Annotated in this window: 13 protein-coding genes; 10 read left to right on the forward strand and 3 right to left on the reverse strand. The window is 45.0% G+C overall.

The window, feature by feature from the left end; genetic code table 11:
- Positions 1-140 precede the first annotated feature (140 nt).
- The gene (locus tag NL626_RS17760) at positions 141-953 is read right to left on the reverse strand and encodes an AraC family transcriptional regulator (protein WP_176311374.1); all 813 of its coding nucleotides are present in this window, start codon (positions 951-953) and stop codon (positions 141-143) included.
- Positions 954-1,925: 972 nt separating this feature from the next.
- Here NL626_RS17760 and NL626_RS17765 point away from each other — a divergent pair.
- Positions 1,926-2,645: a PAS domain-containing protein gene (locus NL626_RS17765; RefSeq protein ID WP_017820063.1), complete on the forward strand. Its 720-nt coding sequence runs from the start codon at positions 1,926-1,928 to the stop codon at positions 2,643-2,645.
- 73 nt (positions 2,646-2,718) lie between these two features.
- On the opposite strand, the gene pdxH is transcribed toward NL626_RS17765, so the two are convergent.
- Entirely contained in the window at positions 2,719-3,354 is a 636-nt protein-coding gene (pdxH, locus tag NL626_RS17770) for a pyridoxamine 5'-phosphate oxidase (protein ID WP_149191681.1), read from the reverse strand.
- 115 nt (positions 3,355-3,469) lie between these two features.
- Between pdxH and NL626_RS17775 the strand changes: the two genes are divergently transcribed.
- The 8 genes from NL626_RS17775 (at position 3,470) to NL626_RS17810 (ending at position 14,780) form a co-directional block, all read left to right on the forward strand.
- Complete coding sequence (locus NL626_RS17775) at positions 3,470-5,344, forward strand: ATP-binding protein (protein ID WP_253657592.1); 1,875 nt, start codon at positions 3,470-3,472, stop codon at positions 5,342-5,344.
- Positions 5,337-6,560, forward strand: a complete 1,224-nt coding sequence (locus NL626_RS17780; protein WP_005383565.1) for a sigma-54 dependent transcriptional regulator — start codon at positions 5,337-5,339, stop codon at positions 6,558-6,560. Before NL626_RS17775 ends, NL626_RS17780 begins: the two co-directional genes overlap by 8 nt.
- Positions 6,561-6,733: 173 nt before the next feature.
- The gene (locus tag NL626_RS17785; RefSeq protein WP_213866652.1) at positions 6,734-8,125 is read left to right on the forward strand and encodes an HlyD family type I secretion periplasmic adaptor subunit; all 1,392 of its coding nucleotides are present in this window, start codon (positions 6,734-6,736) and stop codon (positions 8,123-8,125) included.
- 114 nt (positions 8,126-8,239) lie between these two features.
- The gene (locus tag NL626_RS17790; protein ID WP_005374561.1) at positions 8,240-8,923 is read left to right on the forward strand and encodes a transglutaminase-like cysteine peptidase; all 684 of its coding nucleotides are present in this window, start codon (positions 8,240-8,242) and stop codon (positions 8,921-8,923) included.
- 5 nt (positions 8,924-8,928) lie between these two features.
- The gene (locus tag NL626_RS17795) at positions 8,929-10,842 is read left to right on the forward strand and encodes an EAL domain-containing protein (protein ID WP_005383568.1); all 1,914 of its coding nucleotides are present in this window, start codon (positions 8,929-8,931) and stop codon (positions 10,840-10,842) included.
- Between the two features lie 15 nt (positions 10,843-10,857).
- Positions 10,858-12,972: a type I secretion system permease/ATPase gene (locus NL626_RS17800; RefSeq protein WP_005374556.1), complete on the forward strand. Its 2,115-nt coding sequence runs from the start codon at positions 10,858-10,860 to the stop codon at positions 12,970-12,972.
- Positions 12,973-13,465: 493 nt separating this feature from the next.
- Positions 13,466-14,059, forward strand: coding sequence for a mechanosensitive ion channel family protein (locus NL626_RS17805; RefSeq protein WP_170889917.1), 594 nt, complete (start codon positions 13,466-13,468; stop codon positions 14,057-14,059).
- Positions 14,060-14,195: 136 nt separating this feature from the next.
- Positions 14,196-14,780 (forward strand): flavodoxin family protein, encoded by a 585-nt coding sequence (locus tag NL626_RS17810; protein WP_237305633.1) that lies wholly within the window; start codon positions 14,196-14,198, stop codon positions 14,778-14,780.
- Positions 14,781-14,843: 63 nt separating this feature from the next.
- On the opposite strand, the gene NL626_RS17815 is transcribed toward NL626_RS17810, so the two are convergent.
- Complete coding sequence (locus tag NL626_RS17815; protein ID WP_253657593.1) at positions 14,844-16,469, reverse strand: ABC transporter substrate-binding protein; 1,626 nt, start codon at positions 16,467-16,469, stop codon at positions 14,844-14,846.
- 141 nt (positions 16,470-16,610) lie between these two features.
- Between NL626_RS17815 and mpaA the strand changes: the two genes are divergently transcribed.
- The gene (mpaA, locus tag NL626_RS17820) at positions 16,611-17,321 is read left to right on the forward strand and encodes a murein tripeptide amidase MpaA (RefSeq protein WP_213869904.1); all 711 of its coding nucleotides are present in this window, start codon (positions 16,611-16,613) and stop codon (positions 17,319-17,321) included.
- Positions 17,322-17,331 lie beyond the last annotated feature (10 nt).

Consider the following 17,331-nt stretch of genomic DNA (forward strand, 5'->3'; position numbering starts at 1 on the left):
CAAGTGGCATATCAGCCACTGCAAAGAACAGAGAATTTAAAAAAACGAGAGATAGGTCACGTGAATAAAACATAAAAAAACCATGCATAGTGCATGGCTTTATTCTAATTGATGATTATGTGACCTAAAAAAACGCGTTGTTATCCAACTTGTTTTTTATAACGGGAAGGTGATATTCCCTGTAAGCGAGTAAAAGTATGAGTAAAAGTACTCTGGCTTGAGAAGCCAGTAAACTCGGCAATTTGCCCTAAAGAAAGGTGCCCTTGCTCGATTAATTCACGAGCCATGTCGATACGCTTTCCGAGAACATATTGATGAGGTGTAATCCCCATCTGCTCTTTAAACAAGCAATGGAACTGACTTTCCCCAAGAAACACTCGCCCGGCCAATTGAGCCACACTAATCTTATGACTCAGGTGCTGCTCAATGTAACGATCAATCGCCTCCAAATCAAAGCGCGACTCTTTGCGACTGGTCTCAAATGCCGAGATATGGCGCTGCATTAATGCAATCACAGTGTCGTTACACGCACGACTTAACAGCAGGTCATCCGGATGGTTTCGCATTTCCTGAACCAACATCTGTATCAGCTTCTGAATTTGACTATCTAACTGGAAGTAGACATGCTCTCTCTCCAGGTTATTGATTTTTTGAAGCATTTCGGGATCATCATTTGTCGGTTTGGGCATATTCAGCACCAAAATATCCGATTGATTGATGACGCCACCGAAAGCATGATCAGAGCATGCGGTAACCACACAACCTTGACCAGGGCCGACAAGATTACCTCGCCCGCGCACTTCAAATTCGGCTTGCCCTTTTAAACCAATCACGATCTGCGTATAAGAATGATCGTGGCAATCCATATAAGACGGAAGTGTGATCAGCTCCGCCGGCTTTGGCAGCATAATCTCTTGATATGAAAGGATTTTTTGGTTATCTGAGTCACTCATTTTAAACAGTCGTCTTTACACGGTCAGCTTACGTCTTCGCATCATATACCTTCTTTGTTGGGTTGCAACTTTTACCCAACTCAATCGACAAGATCAAATCAGCATGATCAAGTTCATTTACATGATCATAGTTCCGGAACGATGATCATGCGAGGTTAATTTACGGTCAGTGAGCAACCAATTTTATTAACAAAAACGGATAGATAGGCAACACCTTACGTATACATAATCAATCAATGTAAAGATCCTTATTACCGAACAATCTGTTATTTTGTAAAACACCGTGCTCCATATTAGATAACTCGTCCCTGAAACGGATCGAAACCCACTCTTAAACTCAACATAGAGGGATTTCCCCCCTTACTAATATGCTTCTGATTCAATACATTAGTTATCGAGCTTTAAGATGCATACGATCTAAAGCTCTCGGTATCTCATTGATACCTCTAACTTACTTAGCAGACCCTCGCTAAGTAATTTAGAACCTCTTCTACACGTCGACAAGATTATATCTTGTGTTGCCAGCCCGTCTTCAGGCTGGCTTTTTTTTTCGCTTCTCAACAATGAAAACAATGGCATAAGCTGATATCATAGCGTTTGTCTCACTGTCCCTCTCATATGCTTAGGTGCTGCTCTTTCGCTCACAAGTGATATGAACGTCAACCACATTACAACTGAGTTGTAGGAAGCATGATCAAGGACGATACGAGTTGTAAGCCGAACATTGGCGGACATCCGTGAGCGCACATATCTGTAATGAAACAGACCATTTTCCCAATTAAACTCTTCGTTCCATTTCGTCGTTGTCTATGACTACCTGACGAAAACATCGAACACCACGAATTTAATTGGATTGAGCGCCAATCAACGAACGTGTTCTAGCAACGTAACTGCCTACTTGGCAACATCAATACGAGCCATGTAACACGGACGTCTCTGTATTGGTAAAAGCAGTATGTAGTGAGTCCTTTTGTGAATATTTCAGTCGATACCATAGAACAATCCCTCCTTAAACAGCTACCAGGTTGTTGGGGATGCAAAGATAAAGATTCGGTATTCCTATACGTAAACCAGGAATACGCAGAACTGTTAGGGCACACGTCGCCCGAGGAGTGCTTGGGTAAAACTGATTTTGATATGGCCAGCCCAACCACTGAATGCGCGCAAGAATTTCAACGCCAAGATAAACACGTTCTCGAAACTGGCGAGTCACTAAAAATTCTGGATATCCACCCTTATCCAGATGGCCGCTGGCGAGCACATATATTTACTAAAACACCGTGGCGAGATGACAAAGGCGACATCGTAGGCACCATTTTCTACGGAAGGGAACTCACCGACACCGCCGTGATTGAAGTCGGGTATTGGGTTTGTCGTGCAATCAGTACCAACCCAAATCAACAATCCATCTTTCGTTTCTCTGACTTACAACCAAAACCAGAGAAGCTCACATGCCGCGAGCAAGAAACGCTTTTCCTCTTGCTCTATGGCAAAAAGCCTCAATTTATCTCTCAGGTCATGGGCATATCAACAAAAACCGTTGAAGGTCACGTCGCACGCTTACGTAATAAGTTTGCAGCGAACAGCAAGAACGAGCTAATAGATAAAGCAATGGAAGCAGGCTACGGCTCTGTTGTACCCAAAACGCTGCTTAAGCATCAATTATCGGTTGTGTTGAATGGAGAGCGATAATTCGCATCGCTTCTACCTACAAAAACACCGCCCCAATTCGGCGGTGTTTGTTTATTCATGAGGGACCATAAGCCTATGGCGCTAGACGATCAATGTCCCAACTTCCATCATGCTGGGAGAAAAGAAAACGATCGTGAAGGCGATGTTCGCCACCTTGCCAAAATTCGATGCTATTTGGTTTTACTCGAAAGCCACCCCAAAAGGTTGGTACTGGTATTTCCCCCTTAGCAAACTTCTGTTTTAGCTCTAAAAACTTACCTTCCAACACACCTCTGGCAGAAATACGGCTACTTTGTTTGCTCGCGATTGCGGCCAACTGGCTCTCTTTAGGACGAGAAGTAAAGTATTTCATATTCTCTACGGCGGTAAGCTTTTCAGCCACACCAGTAATATGAACTTGGCGCTCTAACGGGTGCCAAGGGAAGTGCAAACTAATATTGCTGTTATGCTCTAGCTGCTGGGCCTTGCGACTGCCTAGGTTGGTGTAAAACACAAAACCATCTTTGTCGACGTTTTTCAATAGAACAATGCGTTGAAACGGCATGCCATTTTCATCAACCGTTGCAACTGTCATCGCAGTCGGGTCCGTTAAACCCGCTTCAACTGCTTGCTCTAGCCACAGATTAAATTGATCAATAGGATCAGCTTTCAAATCTTTACGACGCAGCCCACCTTTGGTGTACTCACGACGAATATCAGCAAGTTCCATCTTTACTCCTTCACTCGTTTTTGTCGATTGTGCTCCCGATACTGAGGAAATACAAGGACATCATTGTGCTTGTTATCGTTGCCGCTCACAGCATCACAGTGCGTCATTTGATACCATGACACAAAAAACCAGTGAGCCGATCGTGAACTTACTCAACCCCAAAGCCCTACGTCATTTTTTACTGCTACTGTGTGCCGTTGGCATTTCAGGGCTTGCGCTTACTCATCATTACGCAACTCAATACCAACATGATCAATGGCAACAAAAGCTAGAGAGACAAGCCGCGCAAGTATCACAAGAAGTGGACTACGAACTGGCAAAGTTTGAACAGATACCAAACCTATTAAGTCACGACCCAAGACTACTCAAAGCAGTCGAGCGCGGAACGCCCTCTCAAGAGCTCAACCTACTGTTATCAGATTGGTTGAAGCAAAGTTTGGCCGATACGATTTACGTTCATGACCGTACCGGGTTAGTCATAGCCTCAAGTAACTTTCAGCAAGAAGATACGTTTGTTGGCTCTAGCTTTAGCTATCGCCCCTATTTTAAAAATGCGCGACGCGGTGAGCCCGCTCAATACGTTGGATTAGGCGTACGCTCGAATAAACGTGGGTACTTCTTCTCATCTCCGCTGTGGGTAAATGAGGAAGTCGTTGGCGTGATCACAGTAAAAGTGAATTTGGAGCAATTAGAACAGCGCCTTTCGCAAACCACGACTGACGTACTCATTACAGATAAACACAATGTCGTGTTTATGAGCAATTTACCAGACTGGCGCTATCGTGCACTTTTCCCACTGTCATCGAGTGCAATAAATGAACTTACCGAAACGCGTCAATATGGCGATACCTTACCCGAATATTTTGGTGAGTTAACGGCACACAGTGGTGTCACGGAGTTTGATGACAATCAATTGCTTCTATCACCGAATTACCTCGCATACGCAACACACTTATTGGATAAAGGGTTTCGCGTCGTTGCCTTAATTAACCACAACAGCGTTCTTGCCGCCGTTTTACAGGCCGATATCGTCTTCCTGATCTTATATGCGCTCATTGCTCTAATTGCGTTAGCGTGGTTCCAAACCCTAGTTAACAAAGCACGCCTTGCCCATCTCAATGTGAGCCTAGAAGAAAAAGTAGTGCAACGAACACTAGTTCTGAGTGAAGCCAACCAAAAACTACAACAGACCATCCGCCAATATGAGCAAAGCCAACAAGAGCTTAAACAAACACAACAAGAGCTGACGCAAGCCGCGAAATTGGCACTGTTGGGCGAGCTATCAGCCAGTATTAATCATGAGATAAATCAGCCACTTTCCGCACTAAGAACCTATACCGAAAACTCGCAGCGTTTGTTGGCAATGGAAAAATACCCAATAGTCGCTGACAATTTGGGCAAAATGCTGACACTCAATGACACCATTTCGGAAGTCATTGCCCGCTTAAAAGTCTTTACTCGGAAAGCCACACACGATTCACACAATGAAATCTCAGTACTGCACGACGCGGTACATACTGCCACCAGCATTTTGAGCAACAAGCTTATTAAGCAAGGAGTAACACTAAAAGTTCCGGCCATCGACTATGATGTGAAGCTGGCCATTCACAGCGTTGAATTAGAACAAGTGCTGATAAACCTCTTCCACAACGCCGCACAAGCGATGGAAAACCACTGTATCGATCCGCAAATATCCATTGCTGTTCAGTGTCATGATGACAGTTGCGACATTCTTGTTTCCGATAACGGACCAGGGATGTCAGACGAAGCCCTAGCAAAAGTGTTCGACCCATTTTTTACGACTAAGCCGGAGGGTCTTGGATTAGGTTTAACAATCTCCAAGCGGATTATAGAGAGCTATCACGGCTCCCTCTGTGCCTATAAACATCAGAACACAGAACAACAAGCAGGAGGGATGACCTTTATCGTGACGCTACCAATAGTCAATCAGAATAAACGTACCCCAGAAGTGGAAAACGACCATGAATAACCCAGTTTTCTTTGTTGATGACGAACCACACATTCGTGATGCCGTGTCTCAAGCCCTGCTGATTGAAGGGATAGACGTCACCTGCTTACCAAACGCAGTAGAAGCCTTACGCGTAATCGACTCAAATACGCCTGCGATTATCATTACCGATATCCATATGCCCGTGATGGATGGCTTGGAGTTTATGCGAACTTTGCGAAGCAAAAACGATCACTTTCAATTCATCGTACTTACTGGACATGGAGATGTGAAAACCGCGGTAGATGCGATGAAAAGCGGCGCGTACGACTTTCTAGAAAAACCGTTTTCAACGGAACAGCTCATGAAATCGCTCAACAATGCCAGCGATAAACTGAACTTGTTGCAAGAAAACATCTGGCTTAAGAAAGAGCTCGACATGCAAACTCATGTTGGTCCGAAAATGATTGGTCACAGTAAGGCCATGGTTAGTATTCGTCGCGCCTTGATCAGTGCGCCCACAAGCCAGCCGCTCATTTTTGTAGGTCAAGATGGTACGGGTCGGCGACTCGCTGCACAATTTGCCCACGACATACATGCAACACCGGATAGTGAGCTAATCGCCGCTTCTGGTGAAGACCTCTATGAGCTTTCATTAGAAGCGCTCGACAAAGCCATACACCGCTTAAGTGAAGGAAAACGCCACTGCAGTTTGTACTTACATAGCGCAGAGCATGTATCATTTGAGCAATGGGAATACTTATTCAAGCACCCAAAACTTGAACGTGTTTTTGGCGCGACCACCCAAGCCGAGCCGCCTCTAAAATCCCTGGCGACTCTAATTCACTTACCGACGCTCGATGAGAGAAAGGAAGATATAGGGCCTTTATACAAGCACTTTGTGCGCCACACCGCGAGCCGATATCAGTTACAGCCGCCACATATCAGCCTAGAAGAGGTCAAACACCTCACCAGTCTCGAATGGCCAGAAAACGTTAAGCAGCTACGCCAATTTGCTGAACTTCGTGCCCTCAAGCCAGATACTTTTAGAATGGAAGATTGGAACAGTGAGAAAAGTCTTGAAATTCAGAGTATGACTCAGCGCACAGAATACTTTGAATATTGCTTGTTATTCGATGCATTGCAAAGACATCGCGGCAGACTCAAAGAGGTTCAACTAGAATTACAGGTATCACGCAAAACCTTGTACGACAAACTAAAAAAACATCAGTTGGATAAAGCCAAGTTCAAGGCGTAATAGCTATACTCCGGCGCTAATTATGCTTTTGTTTGATTTAGAAAGTGTAAGAAAGCTCATTTGAAGAGAGAATAACCCTCTTCTCATATTTTGTTAGCCGAGCATGCTGACATGATCGGTTAATAATAATAAGATCAAAAAGATAATCCGTAATTATATAAGCAGGGACTGTGATGAGCCGAGATAACTACAACAAACTCAACGATGAAGAGTTGGATTTTGTTGATGACAAAACTGCAGCATTGCTCCTCAATACCCCCAACAGCGCGCGTTTTATGCTCTGGGTTATGGTGCTATTTTTCATTGCAGCAATAGGTTGGGCATCTTGGGCTGAAATCGACAAAGTCACGGTTGGTCAAGGCAAAGTGATTCCCTCCTCACAGGTACAAGTAGTCCAAAACTTAGAAGGTGGCTTAGTCAAAGAAATCTTGGTCAAAGAAGGTCAGTTGGTTGAAAAAGGCCAACAGTTACTGCTTATCGACGACACCCGCTTTCGCTCAGATTTTCGTGAACGTGAGCAACAAGTTGCCAACCTTACCGCATCTGTGCTGCAACTATCCGCTTCTATTAACAGTGTTGCCGTTAATCGTGATTTTGAAACGGAAAACTGGCGTCAAAGTGTACTACTTGATTACGGTAAACTGACCTTCCCACCAACCTTGGAAGAGACTCGACCTCAACTCACACAGCGTCAAAAAGCAGAATATCGCGAAGATCTAGATAATTTGCGCAACCAACTTTCTGTTATTGACCAACAAGTGCAGCAAAAGCAGCAGGACTTGGTAGAGATCCAAGCGCGAGTAAGGAACTTGCGTCAAAGCTACCAATACGCGAAAAAAGAACTCGATATCACCAAACCTTTGGCAGACGAGGGCGTTGTTCCTCGTATTGAACTGCTCAAATTACAGCGCCAAGTCAACGATACCCGTCGTGAAATGACGTCCAGTGAGCTCAAGATTCCCGTATTGCAATCAGCGATTCGAGAATCCATGCTCAACCGTATTGATGTTGCACTCAAATTCCGCTCTGAACAGCAAGAGAAACTCAACAGCGCCCAAGACCAGTTATCTGCTTTGGTTGAATCAGCGGTGGGCTTGGAAGATAGAGTAAACCGAACGGTTGTGAATTCGCCAGTAACAGGCAAAATCAAAACACTGAACATCAATACTGTCGGTGGTGTTATCCAACCTGGTATGGATATCGTCGAGATCGTACCAACAGAAGACACACTATTGGTAGAGGCGAAAATTGCGCCAAAAGACATCGCATTTTTACGCCCAGATCTTCATGCTATCGTGAAATTTACAGCTTACGACTTCACAAAGTACGGCGGTTTAGAGGGAGAGTTGGAACATATCAGCGCGGATACCACTCAAGATGAAGAAGGCAACAGCTTCTACATTGTTCGTGTACGCACCGAAAAAACAAACTTTGGTCAAGATGCAGATTTACCAATCATTCCAGGAATGACAGCATCGGTCGATATCATCACAGGGAAGCGAACCGTTTTGGAATATCTACTTAAACCGATTTTAAGTGCCAAAACGAACGCCTTGAAGGAGTAAACCACATTAAGATACTCGCGATAGGGAGTATTGAGCGATAAGTGATTAAATAAAAAGCACTTATTTCTCACTGACGAACTCTCTAGAAGAGTATACTTGTGATACGAGTCGAATATGCGATCCAATTTGCAGCGTAAAGTTACATTATTAATCAGCTTAAGTTGTTTGTCGTTCCAACTTGGTGCGCTGAACAGTAAAGAACAACGATGGGTCAATACGGTCACAGCGGTGTACGGCGAACGTGCGGGATTGCGCGTAAATACATGGCGAAAGAACCTCGACTTATTTAAACAATTAGAGACTCATGAACAGCTCGCTGGCGTTAACGACTTTTTTAATCAGCTGTATTTCGTTGACGACATAAAACTGTGGGGAAAGACAGATTATTGGGCTACGCCACTCGAATTTTTAGGGAGTAACGCAGGAGACTGTGAAGATTTCACTATTGCTAAGTACTTCTCTTTACTCGAGCTAGGAATACCAGATTCAAAGATGCGGTTAATATACGTAAAAGCCATCGAACTGAATCAGTTTCACATGGTATTAGCTTACTACCCTACCCCAAGTTCTGAGCCGCTCATTCTCGATAATATCAATCCTGACATTGTCCGAGCCTCTAAGCGTAGCGACTTGCTACCGATATACAGTTTTAATGGTACAAACCTGTGGTTGATGAAGTCATCTGCTAGCACTGGAGAGCTGGCAGGGAAAGCATCACGGTTGAGCCTTTGGAATGACTTACGCTCGCGCGAACGTAAGTTGCAGTTAAATAAACCTAAAATTAACTATGACGAGTGAGAAACATGACCCTATATAAGAAGCTTGTGGTGGGGATGGTTACGGTCTTTATACTCTTGTTGGCATCAGTATTCGTAATCCAATTCAACACGACTCGAGACAGCTTGGAGCAACAGCAACGTTCAGAGGTCAACAACACTATTAACACCGTAGGTTTGGCATTGGCTCCTTACCTAAAGGACAAAGATAAAGTCGCGGTTGAGTCCGTGATTAATGCTCTATTTGACGGCAGCACCTACTCAGTTGTTCGTCTTACAGCATTAGATTCTGACTACCAGATCGTGCGTACTTACCCAGTTAAACCAAGTACGGTGCCACAATGGTTTATCGACATGAATCTATTTAAAGCGATTCACGATAAGCGTGTTGTGACCAGTGGTTGGATGCAGCTCGCCGAAGTAGAAATCATTAGCCACCCAGGCGCAGCTTACGAGCAGCTCTGGCAAGGTTTTATTGGCTTGCTGTCTGTATTCAGTGTTATTTTTCTAGCTGGTTTAGTGGCAATTTCATACATCCTACGTCGCTCGCTAAAACCATTAACGGCCATCGTAAATAAAATGCATGAAATCGCGAATAACCAATTTGGTGAACCGCTTGCTCGTCCAAGAACCAAAGATCTTATCGCGGTGGTAGATGGCATTAACATGATGTCTGCTCAAATCGAGCTATCATTCAAAGAGCAAGCCAAAGAGGCGCAACGTCTGCGTGCTCAGGCTTACCTCGATCCTATATCTAAATTGGGTAACCGCTCATTCTACATCAACCAAATCGACCAATGGCTTGCAGAGCAAACGCAAGGGGGTATCGCGCTACTCCATGCTGAATACATTGGGGACATTTACGAGACCAAAGATTACCAACGCGCAGATGCCCACGTTAAAGAACTGTCTCAACGTTTGAAAAACACCATTGATGTACCGGGTGCCACTATTGCTCGCTTGTCTAGTGATGAGTTCGGCTTGCTTTTCCCTCATATGGATGAGAGCGAGTTACGCATTTTATCGGACAGCATCGTCAATTGTGTGAACGGCCTAAATACTGACCCAACAGGCTTAGCAAAACCTAAAGCGTCACTAGGGGTTGCACACAGCAAAGATCAGAAAACGCGCTCTGAAATCCTCTCGATGGTGGACAACGCACTATCGAAAGCCAAAGCGCAACCAGACAAGCCATACGGCTTCATTGGCAGTGATACACCTTCTAGTTTGATGGGTAAACAGCAATGGAAAGCGTTGGTTGAAGAAGCCATTCATAGTGATTGGGTTAAATTCCGTTTCCAAGCTGCGAAAAACACATGGGGTAAAGTATTCCACAACGAAGTATTTTCAAGCATCGAAAAAGATGGTGAAACGTATCGTGCGAATCAATACCTATTCGCACTAGAACAGTTAGACGCCACCAACATCTTTGACCAGTATGTCATTGAATCAATGATTAAGATGCTAGAAAGTGGTGAACTTAATGACCCAGTCGCGATTAACATCGCGCAAAGTAGCTTGTCTCAACCATCGTTTATTCGCTGGACAACTAGCATGCTGGAAAAACACGCCAAAGTGGCCTCTAAGCTACACTTTGAAATTCCAGAGGAATGCTTTATCGATCAGCCTCACCACACAGCACTGTTATGTAATGCCATTCGCCAATCAGGTGCTGAGTTCGGCGTAGATAACTACGGACGTAACTTCCAATCTTTGGAATACATCCAAGAGTTCCGCCCGAACTATGTGAAGCTCGATTACCTATTCACACACAACTTGCACGACGAAAAACAAAAATTCACGCTAACGTCGATCTCTCGTACTGCCCACAACCTTGGTATTACGACTATCGCATCGCGTATCGAAACTCAAATCCAGTTGGATTTCCTCACTGAACACTTTGTTGAGGTATTCCAAGGATTCATCGTCGACAAGGAATAAAAAGGTTTATCAACGATGAAAGACCCTTTACTGAATTCGCTCATCTACGTTAGCCGTTACTATGGGTTAGCTAACTCGCCAGAAGCGCTAGTCAACGGACTACCGCTATCTGACGGTAAACTGACCCCATTTTTGCTACCAAGAGCAGCGGAAAGGGCCGGATTGGTTGCCAAGGAAAACCGCGCAGAGCTGGAGAGCATCTCCAGCCTAATTCTGCCGGCAATCTTAGTTCTTAAAGGCGGTGACTCTTGCGTTCTCAACAGCATCAATATGGAGAAACGCGAGGCCGAAGTCACCACCCTAGAAAGTGGAATGGTGCCGATCTCTATTCCATTAGAAGACCTACTTGAGCAATACACTGGTCGGTACTTTTTAGTTAAAAAGCAATTCCGTTTCGATGAGCGCTCTCCCGAAGTGCTCAAAACCAACGAAGGCCACTGGTTCTGGTCCACCTTGTGGCAGTCAAAACGCATCTACCGTGATGTTTTAATCGCATCACTTCTCATCAACCTCTTTGCGGTTGCCGCTCCGCTATTCACTCGCTTGGTGTACGACAAAGTGGTTCCGAATCTTGCGTTTGAAACCCTATGGGTACTAGCAAGTGGCATCTTTGTCGTGTTCCTGTTCGACTTCATTCTCAAGTCGCTGAGAAATTACTTCATTGATGTGGCGGGCAAGAAGTCTGACATTCTGATTTCATCCAAACTGTTCAGCAAAGTGATGGGGATTAGAATGGAATCGAAGCCGCCTTCGGTCGGTGCCTTCGCTCGCCATTTACAAGAATTCGAATCTATTCGAGAGTTTTTTACTTCAGCGACCGTCAGTGCTCTCATTGATTTGCCTTTTGCCATTCTGTTCTTAGTGATTATATGGCTAATGGCTGGCGATCTTGTGTATGTTCCAATGGTGGGCGTGGTCATTTTGATTATTCATTCGCTACTGATACAAGGGCCGCTGCGCCGATCCATTGAGGAGGGTTCACGCCTAGCATCGCAAAAATATGCCAATTTGATAGAGAGCTTGGCTGGGTTAGAAACCGTAAAAATGCTCAGTGCGCAAAGCCAATTCCAATACCGCTGGGAAGAGGCAGTTGCACACATGGCGAACTGGAATATAAAAAGCCGCCGAATTACGGATAGCATTCAAAACGCAGCAGGTTTTGTGCAGCAAAGTAGTAACGTAGGGATGATCATCCTAGGCGTTTACTTAATTGCAGAAGGCGACTTAACCATGGGTGGTTTGATTGCCGCAACCATGCTTAGCGGCCGCGCGATTGGTCCTTTGGTTCAGTTATCCTTACTCTCTACGCGCTACAACCAAGCGAAGTCTTCTATGACAATTATCAATCAAGTCATGGAAATGCCGGATGAACAAGAAGAAGGTAAACGTTACATTCACCGTCCGATAGTACAAGGCAAAATTGAACTTGAACGCGTGACCTTCCACTACCCAGATTCACCGGTGGCGTCGATTCGAGATTTGAGCTTGACCATTAACCCAGGCGAAAAAGTAGCGATCATAGGCCGTATCGGTTCGGGTAAAACCACGTTAGAACGTCTCATCATGGGCTTGTATCAGCCGACGGAAGGTCATGTTCGCATTGATGATACCGACATCGCACAGCTGCATCATGTCGACATTCGCCGTAATATTGGTTGTGTGCCGCAAGATTCGAATCTGTTCTTTGGCTCTATCCGCGACAACATTACGCTAGGTCGCCCATTAACCGATGACCGTGACGTACTAGACGCCGCGAATCGTGCCGGTGTTACTGCGTTTACGCAATCTGACCCAGCGGGCTTAGAACGCCAAGTTGGTGAAGGTGGTGCAATGCTTTCGGGGGGTCAACGTCAAGCAGTCACGATCGCTCGTGCATTTTTGGGTCGTCCTCCTGTTCTACTCATGGATGAACCAACCAGTGCGATGGATAATCGCTCAGAGATGCACATTAAACATCAATTAGCACAGTTGAAACCTAGTGAAACGCTGATTCTGATTACGCACAAAACGTCTATGCTCGACATCGTTGATCGCGTAATTGTGATGGAGAAAGGCAGCATCATCGCAGATGGCCCTAAAGCGCAAGTGCTGAACGATTTGAAACAAGGCAAAGTGCGTGCGGTTAGCTAGCCTGAATTCACATTGATAAAAGACAAAGGCCCCGTTTAACTTGTGTTTAACGGGGCTTATTTTATTGGGAGCCCGAGATAATTAAGTTCTTCAAGCGCGACCCAAACGAGTACAAGGCCAACAATCACGAATAAAATCATAATCGCCTTTTCATCTTCTTCCATTTTTCAACGCCCTAAAAGCTATTTCAATTAATACACCTTAGGTTATCAGGACAAAAGTCATATTCAGCTCGTTTATAAGGAACTAGCGTCATAGAATGTCGGATATGGGATACAGCTCAAAGATTGCTCTCTTCAAAATCACGTCAGCTTTGATTGAATATAAGTAATGAAGCCAAAGAGTTCGTAATTCTCACTAAGTCTTTGATTAACTTATACAGTACTCTGTGGTACCTCAACACAGAGACAAATGGTGTAAAGAAAAATTGTGATTACTTACAGCAAAAAATCAGCTATAAAAGCCGCTTTCTAGATATCGTCGAGATGAAGAAATGAATGATTGGATCCAATTAGAGCAAGTGAGCCAGTATTTCACTACGGGCTCCCTCGGTTACAAACTAATGATGGGCATTTTTGTCCTGATCGCGTATCGCATCCTGAAGAGGATTGTAAATAGAGCCATCCTAAATTTGGCAACAACGAAAGGTGTAAAAAAGGCTCGTTTGAGTTTTATTCAGCGCTGTTTCAATGTCGCGCTGCTATTTTTGACCGCCTCTATTTTTGCCATTATCACAGGTATTGGCTATGGCGATGTGTCTTTGTTCCTATCGTCCATTTTTGCCGTATTAGGTGTGGCGTTTATTGCGCAGTGGTCAATTCTGAGCAACATCACTGCCAGCTTTTTGATCTTTTTTGTCTTCCCGTACCGAGTGGGTGACCGAATTAAAGTCGTAGACAAAGATGAAGACATCTGCGGTGAGATTCAAGAAATCAGTATGTTTCACGTGTTAATTAAGCACGACAACGGAAACTTAATCACTTACCCAAACAACCAGATTTTGCAAAAAGCAGTGCTAAAGCTGGCGAAAAACAAGCCAGAGCCAAGTAAAGTAAAATCTCGGATTTATACTCGCAGAAAGAAATAACCCACTAAAAAGCCGATGTATCTACATCGGCTTTTTTAATACACTTCTTTTTAAGTTTTAGTGTTGACCTCAACTTAGCTTGAGGTTTTAGCCTTAGTCGCACGATTAAAAATCAACAATGAAAAAAGGAACCATTGTGTCCAAAATTGCGATTATTTATTTCTCTAAAACCGACGTTACTGGTCAGCTTGCTCGCGCGATTGCCGCAGGCGTTGAACAACAAGGCATTAAGCAGCAAGATGAATGTGAAATCCTCTCTCACCGAATTGAAGGCAGTGAGATTATTGAGGGACGTTTTGTGAACCCTAAACTAATGGATGAACTTGCTGAGTGTGATGCGATTATCTTTGGCTCACCGACCTATATGGGCGGTGTAGCAGCGCAGTTTAAAGCATTTGCAGATGCAAGCAGTGAATCTTGGTATTACCAAAAATGGGCGAGCAAAATCGCGGCTGGCTTTACCAGTGGTGGGGCAATGAATGGCGACCAATCTTGCACATTACAATATCTACAAACGCTCGCTAACCAACACGGCATGATGTGGGTCGGGTTGGATAAGATCAGCAATTCTGGTGAGCAAAACCTGAATCGTTATGGTGTACAAGGTGGTATTGTTGCACAAGGTGGTGAAGGTGGTCAGTTGCATACTTCTGATGTTGGAACAGCGGAGTATCTTGGCAAACGAGTCGCTATGCTCGTGAACAAGCTCTCCACTCGCTAACAATAAAAAGAAGCCCCGTAAGATACATCTTCGGGGCTTCATATTTATCGCTTGTTTTGAGCGCTACTTCTTGATGTAGAGATCTTTCGAGTAGATACGACCTTCTACGTTGTTCTTGGCAAAACCGCCAACCGTAGGACGAACCAAACGCGCTTGCATGTAGTAGTAAATCGGTGCGATTGGCATATCCGCCGCCAACAATTGCTCGGCTTGATCATAGAAACCTTGGCGCGCTTTCTCATCGGTTGCGGCCAATGCACTGTTCATCGCGTTGTCGTACGCTTCATTGCTGTAACGTGCAAAGTTACCCGAAGAACCTGAGCGAAGTAAGCTCAGGAAAGTAGACGCTTCATTGTAATCACCACACCAGGAAGCGCGCATCACATCGAAATTGCCTTGTTTACGCGCCACTAAGTATGACTTCCACTCTTGGTTTTCTAACTCCACGTGTGCACCGAGATTTTTTTGTAGCATCGACGCTATCGCAACCGCGATCGATTTGTTTGCCTCACTGGTGTTGTACAGCAATTTAAAATCGAGCGGCTTGTCTTGGCTGTAACCCGCTTCTTTTAACAACTGACGCGCTTTCTCGTCACGTTGTTGCTGACTCCACTTACTGTATTCAGGCGGCGTCGCATCAAACCCTGCGGTGTACTGATGCGCAAAAGTATAAGCAGGAAGGTTACCCACTTGCGTGACACCATTCGTAATCACATCGCGCATGATGGAGTACGACACCGCTTGACGCACTCGCACATCATCAAATGGCGGACGAGTGGTATTGAACGCGTAGTAATACGTACACAATAATGGCACCACCGTGTAAGCCTGCTTGTAATCATGTTTAAGCTTCTGCGCCATATGAGTCGGCACATCTGACGTGATATCCAGCTCTCCTGCCGCATAGCGATTGATAGACGCGTTTTGGTTTTCAAACGGAATGTAAGTCACTCTGTTTAGATGCGTATCTGCGCTGTCCCAGTAACTTGGACTCTTAACCAGTTCAATGCGCTCATTCACGACCCACTTATCCAATGTGAATGCACCGTTGCTAACAAATTGGTCTGGATCGCTCCACGGCTTGTCGCGGTTTTCCACTGTCGCTTGATGCACTGGCATCATGGACGTGTGCCCAGTCATAGCAACAAAGTACGGCACTTGACTGTCCAACTCAAAACGTAGGGTGTATTTATCCACTGCCTTGATACCGAGATCGTCCAAAGGCTTTTTGCCCTCTGCTACATCGGCGATGTTTTTGATCTTGGTGAGTTTGAGATACCAAACATTTGGAGAAGCGGTCTTCGGGTCCACCGCTCGGCGCAGTGAATAGACAAAATCATCCGCTGTCACAGGCTCGCCATTCGACCATTTCGCGTCTTTGCGCAAGTGAAAAGTAAAGGTTTGGTTGTCGTTGGTTTCCCATGATTCTGCCACACCGGGAATAATGTTTCCGTCACGATCTTGAATCACAAGCCCTTCAAATAAGTCACGAATCACATGCATTTCTGGCAGACCTTCGGCTTTCGCTGGGTCAAGCGTCGCCGCCTCTGCGTCATTCGCACGTACTACATGCTGTTCTGCGGCAAGTTGAATGCCTTTAGGTAAGGTCTCCGCAGCAACTGATGTAGCAAGAAAAGGGGTGAATAAAGAGGAAATCAGCAACGCCGTTGAATGTTTTTTAAAATCCATATCGTTTTTCGTTCTCCTAACGCGTCTTGTGAAGCAAGTGCCACAATTAACATTTCAACCGTTGACGAGTTTAAACGGTTCAGTTTAGCTAGGTGTAATTAGCTTAGATATTGATACTACCTCATCAATCAGGAGATTACGGTGAGTCTAATTCCAAGAACGGAAAGAGCGGCATTTTTAATTCGGCCAACATCATACGGTCAATCCGTGCTTGGTGCGCCATTACTGTATTTTCCGGCTCAAGTCGAAAGTGCTTCGCGAGGTTTGATTTTGGCAGGCACTCACGGGGACGAGACGGCCTCGATTGCAGGTTTGTCCTGCGCGCTAAGAAGCTTGCCTGCAGAAAACTTACGACATGATGTGATTCTGTCAATGAATCCGGACGGCAACCAGCTAGGCACACGCGCAAATGCAAACCAAGTGGATCTCAATCGCGCGTTTCCAACCCAAAATTGGACTGAGCATGGCACCGTGTATCGATGGAGCTCTCACACACCCATTCGAGACGTAAAGGTGAAAACAGGCTCTAAAAACCAGCTAGAGCCAGAAGTTGGCGCATTAATTAACTTGATTGAACTGCGCAGGCCAAAGTTTGTGGTGTCGTTTCATGAACCGCTTGCGTTTGTGGATGATCCCAAACATTCCAACCTCGCCAAATGGCTCGGCGAGCAGTTTCAACTGCCAATCGTTGACGATGTCGACTACGAAACACCCGGCTCATTCGGCACTTGGTGTAGTGAACGTGATTTACCTTGCATCACGTTGGAATTACCCGCGATTTCTGCCGATCTCACCATTGAAAAACATCTCTCTGATTTTATTGCTTTGCTGAGGCACGATCCGGATCTCTAGTCCGCTGTTA

Origin of the sequence: Vibrio sp. Y58_MX_L22, assembly GCF_024181865.1 — a bacterium.
Taxonomy (GTDB): Bacteria; Pseudomonadota; Gammaproteobacteria; order Enterobacterales; family Vibrionaceae; genus Vibrio; species Vibrio alginolyticus.

What these genes read in the sequence shown, in the direction of transcription:
- NL626_RS17760 (WP_176311374.1), bottom strand. Translation starts at nt 953, where the DNA reads ATGAGTGACTCAGATAACCAAAAAATCCTTTCATATCAAGAGATTATG.
- pdxH (WP_149191681.1), bottom strand. Translation starts at nt 3,354, where the DNA reads ATGGAACTTGCTGATATTCGTCGTGAGTACACCAAAGGTGGGCTGCGT.
- NL626_RS17775 (WP_253657592.1), top strand. Translation starts at nt 3,470, where the DNA reads ATGACACAAAAAACCAGTGAGCCGATCGTGAACTTACTCAACCCCAAA.
- NL626_RS17780 (WP_005383565.1), top strand. Translation starts at nt 5,337, where the DNA reads ATGAATAACCCAGTTTTCTTTGTTGATGACGAACCACACATTCGTGAT.
- NL626_RS17785 (WP_213866652.1), top strand. Translation starts at nt 6,734, where the DNA reads ATGAGCCGAGATAACTACAACAAACTCAACGATGAAGAGTTGGATTTT.
- NL626_RS17790 (WP_005374561.1), top strand. Translation starts at nt 8,240, where the DNA reads ATGCGATCCAATTTGCAGCGTAAAGTTACATTATTAATCAGCTTAAGT.
- NL626_RS17795 (WP_005383568.1), top strand. Translation starts at nt 8,929, where the DNA reads ATGACCCTATATAAGAAGCTTGTGGTGGGGATGGTTACGGTCTTTATA.
- NL626_RS17800 (WP_005374556.1), top strand. Translation starts at nt 10,858, where the DNA reads ATGAAAGACCCTTTACTGAATTCGCTCATCTACGTTAGCCGTTACTAT.
- NL626_RS17805 (WP_170889917.1), top strand. Translation starts at nt 13,466, where the DNA reads ATGAATGATTGGATCCAATTAGAGCAAGTGAGCCAGTATTTCACTACG.
- NL626_RS17815 (WP_253657593.1), bottom strand. Translation starts at nt 16,469, where the DNA reads ATGGATTTTAAAAAACATTCAACGGCGTTGCTGATTTCCTCTTTATTC.